Source organism: Diaphorobacter ruginosibacter (assembly GCF_040396215.1).
GTDB classification, from domain to species: Bacteria; Pseudomonadota; Gammaproteobacteria; order Burkholderiales; family Burkholderiaceae_C; genus Diaphorobacter_A; species Diaphorobacter_A ruginosibacter_A.
The window spans coordinates 1-5,460 of sequence record NZ_JBEBOW010000182.1 but is presented as its reverse complement, the minus strand read 5'-3'; the positions used below and the strand labels follow the sequence as shown (position 1 = coordinate 5,460).

Below are 5,460 nucleotides of genomic sequence, written 5' to 3'. Positions count from 1 at the left end.
CCCCCGGGCGTGCCTTTCGAATACGCGACGAGCGAGGGCAGGTCTTTCACCGGCACGGACGGATGAGTCACGATGATGAGCGCCGCATCTCCGATTTTGCTGACCGGTGCAAAGTCCTTGAGCGTATCGAACGGGACTTTGGAATACACATGGGGATTGATGACCATCGTGCCGTCGAAACCGAGAAGCAGGGTGTAGCCATCGGGCGCGGCGGTTGCGACCATTTGGGTGCCGATGTTGCCCGACGCGCCGGGACGGTTGTCCACGACGACCTGTTGGCCCAGGCGCTGGCTCAATTTTTCCGCGACGACGCGAGCGCCTGTGTCGGACACTCCGCCCGGAGCAAAGGGCACGACGAGCCGTATGGGCTTGCCCGGCCAGGTTTCGGCCAGCGCGGGCGTGGCCAGGGCCGCAGCCGACAGCGCGAGGGCGGCCATGGCAATCGTGCGGCGGGTTATCGAGGGCAGGGTGTGGGGCATGCTGTGATCTCCTTTTGTCGGTATGTGATGGGATTGCCGCATCCGGGCCTCGCGTCATTCGGGCGGGATGCATTGAACTTGCTCGTTTTCATCTGGCTTTCATCGGGCTTGTCTCCATGGTCTTGATGAGAAGGAAAACTACGCGGGGTTGGCGGCGTCCGCGCTCATCTGCGGAGCGCGCATGGCACGCTCGCGCCTGAGCCATGCGCTGCTGCGCCCGCCCAGTGGCCGCTGCAGTTGCTCCTCTGCGAATGCCACGGCGTCCAGCAGGCCGTCCAGGCTGATGCCGCTCGAGAAGCCGCTTTGCCGGGCCATCAGGACGAGGTCTTCGGTCGCCAGATTGCCGGCGGCGCCGGGTGCGAAGGGGCAGCCGCCGATCCCCCCGACGCTGGCGTCGAAACGGCGTACGCCGCTCTCCAGCGCGGCCCAGGCATTGGCGACGCCCATGCCGCGCGTGTCGTGCAGATGGATGGCTAGGCGATCCAGCGGAACCACGTCGCGGATGGCGTTCATGCGTTCCTTGACTTGCGCGGGCGCTGCAGCGCCGATGGTGTCGGCGATCACGATCTCGGCGGCTCCCGCCGCGTGCATGCGCCGTGCCAGCCGCAGCACTTCGGCCAGCGGCGTGATGCCTTCGAAGGGACATTCGAAGGCCACCGCCACGTAGGCGCGGGTCCTGATCCCCAGCTCATGCGCGGCAACGAGGGTCTGCTCGCTCGCGTCCAGGGCCTGCTGCAGTCCCATGTTGACATTCTTGCGGTTCATGGTCTCGGTGGCGCAGAGCACCACCGCGATTTCGCGCGCACCGGCAGCATGCGCACGTTCTAGGCCCTTGAGGTTGGGCACCAGCACGGAGGTGCGCAGGCGCGGCCAGCGCGCGGCGGCAAGCGGCACGAGCTGCGCCGCGTCGGCCATCTGGGGCACGGCACTGGGCGAGACGAAACTGGTTGCCTCGACGCTTTCGACTCCGGCCTGCACGAGCTTGTCGATCAGCCGCAGCTTGGAGTCGGTGGATACTGCGACGGCCTGGTTTTGCAACCCGTCGCGCGGCGACACGTCGGTGATGAAGATCTGCTCGGTCATGTGCCGCTCCTTCAGCCGATCGCGCCCGCCGCGCGCAACTGCGTCATGTGCTCGGCGGAATAGCCCAGCCAGCCACCGAGCACGGCCTGGGTCTGTGCGCCCAGTTCCGGAGGTGCCGTGAACGTGCTTTTCCCGGCGCGGGAGAGTTTGACGGGATTGCCGGGCATGCTGAGCTGTTCGCCATCGGGCATGGTGACTTGCACCACCATGTCGCGGGCGCGCACCTGCTCGTCGTCGAGCGCCTGTGCGAAGTTGTTTACCGGCCCGCAAGGGATGCGCGCGGCGCTGAACACCGCGAGCCAGTGGGCGGTGCCGTGGCTGAGCAGCTTGTCTGAAACCAGTTGGTCGATTTCGGCCTTGGCCGCGTACCGCACGGGCTGTCTGCGGTATTCGGGGTCGCGCAGTTGCGGGATGTCGATGCATTCGACGAAGCGCTCGAAGAACGGGTCCCCGATGCAGGCGATGATGATGTGCCCGTCCGCCGTGGGGTAGGCGTTGTAGGGGACGTGCACGAAGTGTCCATTGCCAATGCCCTTGGGCACGATGCCGGACATCAGGTACATCGTTGCCATGTAGTTGAGCATGGATATCTGCACGTCCAGCATCGACACGTCCACGTGCTGCCCGAGGCCCGTCCGGTCGCGTTCGGCGATGGCGGCGAGCACGCCCATGGTGCCGAAAATACCGCCGCCCAGATCACCGATGGGGATGCCGCTGCGCGTGGGGCCGGTCTCTGGCGAGCCGGTGATCGACATGCCGCCGCCCATCGCCTGCACCACCTGGTCGAAAGCGGGGCGCTGGGTATGTGGGCCGGTTTGTCCAAAACCCGAAACCGAGCATGTGATGATGCGCGGGTTGACCCTGGCAAGGCTCTCGTGGTCGATGCCCAGGCGCGCCGTCACGCCCACGCTGAAGTTGTCGTAGACCACGTCGGCCTGGCGGACCAGGTCCATGAAGATGGCGCGGCCGGCATCGCTCTTGAGGTCCACGCAGATGCTCTCTTTGTTGCGGTTGAGCGTGAGGTAGTAGGCTCCCATGCCGTTGCGCGAATAGTCCGGGTCGTGTTCGAGCAGGCGGCGCGTGCCTTCGCCCGAGCCCGGCGGCTCCACCTTGATGGTGCGCGCGCCCAGATCGGCCAGCAGCATGGTGCCGTAGGGGCCGGACAGCATGTGCGTGAGGTCCAGGACCGTGATGTGTTCAAGTGCCATGTTTCTTCGTCTCCAGAATTTGATCGATTGGAACAATGCACTTCCCATGCCAGTTTTCAATTTCATTTAAGTTATTGATATATATATGATTTTCGTCCACTGCTGGTAGAAACCATGTTTCATGGAACACTTGTGAAACAAAAAATGTTCCAATCGATGCACGATGAGCATCCGACCTTCCTCCTCCGCCATGGGCTTTGCCACTCTTCAGCCGCAGGATCTGCCGCGCCTGTGTTTTGTGAGTTATCGGCAAATACGGGAGTTCTCCATGCCGGTGGTCGCCGAATACGCGGGCCGGGCGCATGTGGAAGTGGTGGATGGGACCTTCAGCGCGGCCTTGGCGGTTGCGCAGGACAGGGTGGCGCGCGGCGAGGTCGATGCGTTCATCAGCGCCGGCTCCAACGCGAGCATCCTGCGCGCGGGACTGCAGGCTCCGGTAGCGACCATCCAGCTCACCGGCTTTGACCTGTTCCAGGTGCTGATCCGGGCGCGGCGTATTGCGCATCGCGTAGGGGTGATGATGTATGGACACACCATCCCGGAACTCGATGCGGTCAAGGAGTTGCTCAACATCGAGATAAGCCAGTACGCCTATCAGACCCCTGACGACGCGCGCGAGCAGTTCGACGTGTTGAGGCGCGAAGGCTACGAGGTGATCGTGGGGTCGAGCCTGGTGGTCGAGCTGGCCCAGGAGGCCGGGCTGCACGGCTTGCTTGCCTATTCCCTGGACAGCGTGCGAAAGGGGTTTGACGATGCGCTGGAGCTGGCCCGGGTCGCGCGCCTGGAAGCGGGGCGCTACGAACAATTGCACAGCGTGCTGCACAACCTGCAGGAAGCCGTGGTGGCAGTCGATCAGCACGAGCGGATCATCGCCGTGAATCCGGCCATGCTGCACGTCCTGGCGGGGCCGGGCGTCAGGCTCGAGGGACGCAAGCTGGGCGACATCGCCCCCGAGCTGTCCCTGGCCCATACATTGGCGAGCGGAAGGCAGGATCGCGCTGCGGGATTGCGCTATGCGCACCGGGACTGGGTGGCCTACCGCACACCCATCCGCGAGCACGGCCGGATCGTGGGTGCGGCGCTCACCCTGCACGATGCGCACACGATCCAGGCGGCGGATACCAGCCTGCGGATCTTGCAGCGCCAGCACCAGCATGCCGCCCGCCACACCTTCGCGCACAGCGTGGGCGGACACAGCGCCGCGATCAGCCAGGCCAAGGCCAGTGCCCTCAGGTTCGCGCCCACCGATTTGAACGTACTCATCACCGGCGAGAGTGGCACCGGCAAGGAGGTGTTCGCCCAAGCCATGCACAACGCCAGCCATCGCGCGGGCAGGCCGTTTGTCGCCGTGAACTGCGCGTCGTTCCCCGAGACTTTGCTGGAGAGCGAACTGTTCGGCTACGAGGAGGGCGCATTCACCGGTACCCGGCGCGGCGGCAAGCGCGGCCTCATCGAGGCGGCGCACACGGGCACGCTTTTCCTCGACGAAATCGGCGACATGCCCTTGACGCTGCAGACGCGCCTTCTGCGGGTGCTGCAGGAGCGGGAGATCATGCGCCTGGGCGCAACCGCGCCCATCCCACTCGACATACGCGTGATGGCGGCCACCCACCAGTCGCTTGGCGAGCTGATCGAGCAAAAGCGTTTCCGCCAGGATCTCTACTACCGGCTCAACACGTTGCGCCTGTCATTGCCGCCGCTACGCGAGCGAGCCGAGGACATCCCTGGCTTGGTGACGCCTCTGGTGTCGCGCTGCCTTGCGCGGCTTGGCTCCTCGTTGCCGACAGATGCGGCGCTGGAGCCGCTCATGGCGCGGCTGTCGGCCTATGGCTGGCCGGGCAACGTGCGAGAGCTGGAGAACATTGCCGAGCGCATTGCCGTGTTCCTGCTACCGTTCCCCAGGCTGGATGATGTGCCCTATGCGGCGCTAAGCCAGGATTGCCCGGAACTGTTTGCCCGGCCCGGCCCCATGCTCGCGGCCGCGCATCCGCCGGGCCGGGCATTGGCATTGGATAGCTCATTGGACAGTCCATTGGCCGAACGCATAGAGGCCGCGATGCGGGCCGCCAACGGCCGCCCGGGCCTGGCGGCCAGACAGTTGGGCGTGAGCCGTTCCACGCTTTGGCGATGGCTGAATGCCGAACGGCGGCCGGACTGACCGCAAAGGTCGTATCAGGCAGGGCCTGGAGCCGCCCGCTGCAGGCCCTGGCGGCCAGAGACACGTTTCGATGACATCGCTTCTCGCGGCGAGAAAAGCCCTCCGGCATCCGGAGCAACGCATGGCTGTCCTGTCCGTTGCATATGCCTTGCGCCTGCTTGGCAAATGAATCCACCCCAGGCATTATCAAATTCTCGGCGTGCTTTGGATATATGCAATCATGAATAAATGATTTATCCAGCTAATAATGCGATTGGCGTGATTGATTATGCATTTTGATTGTATTGATGGATACTTGCGGATTGTTTGCAATTGAATTCCGTTTGTTTGATATGGATCTGTACAGATTTGCAATGATTTTCATGCTGATTCTTTGCGAATTGAGTTGCTTGTCAAAGTATCGTGATTGATAGATGAATTTTTTGCCGTGAATCTGTGCAATTCGTAAAATGGAAAAGGATGTAAGTAGAATCGCAGCGCTCTCATTCTTGCGCTGAAGGTTGATGAGCACTGGTTAATTATTTAATACTTA

The 5,460-nt window shown here is 63.3% G+C and carries 4 protein-coding genes; 1 reads left to right on the top strand and 3 read right to left on the bottom strand.

Going from position 1 to position 5,460, the window contains the following annotated elements:
- From ABWP92_RS16135 to ABWP92_RS16125, 3 genes are all read right to left on the bottom strand, one after another.
- A partial coding sequence (locus ABWP92_RS16135) for a Bug family tripartite tricarboxylate transporter substrate binding protein (protein WP_353236425.1) occupies positions 1-437 on the bottom strand: 437 nt, incomplete at its 3' end.
- Between the two features lie 180 nt (positions 438-617).
- On the bottom strand, positions 618-1,562 hold the full coding sequence (locus tag ABWP92_RS16130; RefSeq protein WP_353236424.1) for a hydroxymethylglutaryl-CoA lyase: 945 nt from the start codon (positions 1,560-1,562) through the stop codon (positions 618-620).
- 11 nt (positions 1,563-1,573) lie between these two features.
- Complete coding sequence (locus ABWP92_RS16125) at positions 1,574-2,770, bottom strand: CaiB/BaiF CoA transferase family protein (protein ID WP_353236423.1); 1,197 nt, start codon at positions 2,768-2,770, stop codon at positions 1,574-1,576.
- Positions 2,771-2,933: 163 nt separating this feature from the next.
- Between ABWP92_RS16125 and prpR the strand changes: the two genes are divergently transcribed.
- Positions 2,934-4,928 (top strand): propionate catabolism operon regulatory protein PrpR, encoded by a 1,995-nt coding sequence (prpR, locus tag ABWP92_RS16120; RefSeq protein ID WP_353236422.1) that lies wholly within the window; start codon positions 2,934-2,936, stop codon positions 4,926-4,928.
- The last annotated feature ends 532 nt before the right edge of the window (positions 4,929-5,460 follow it).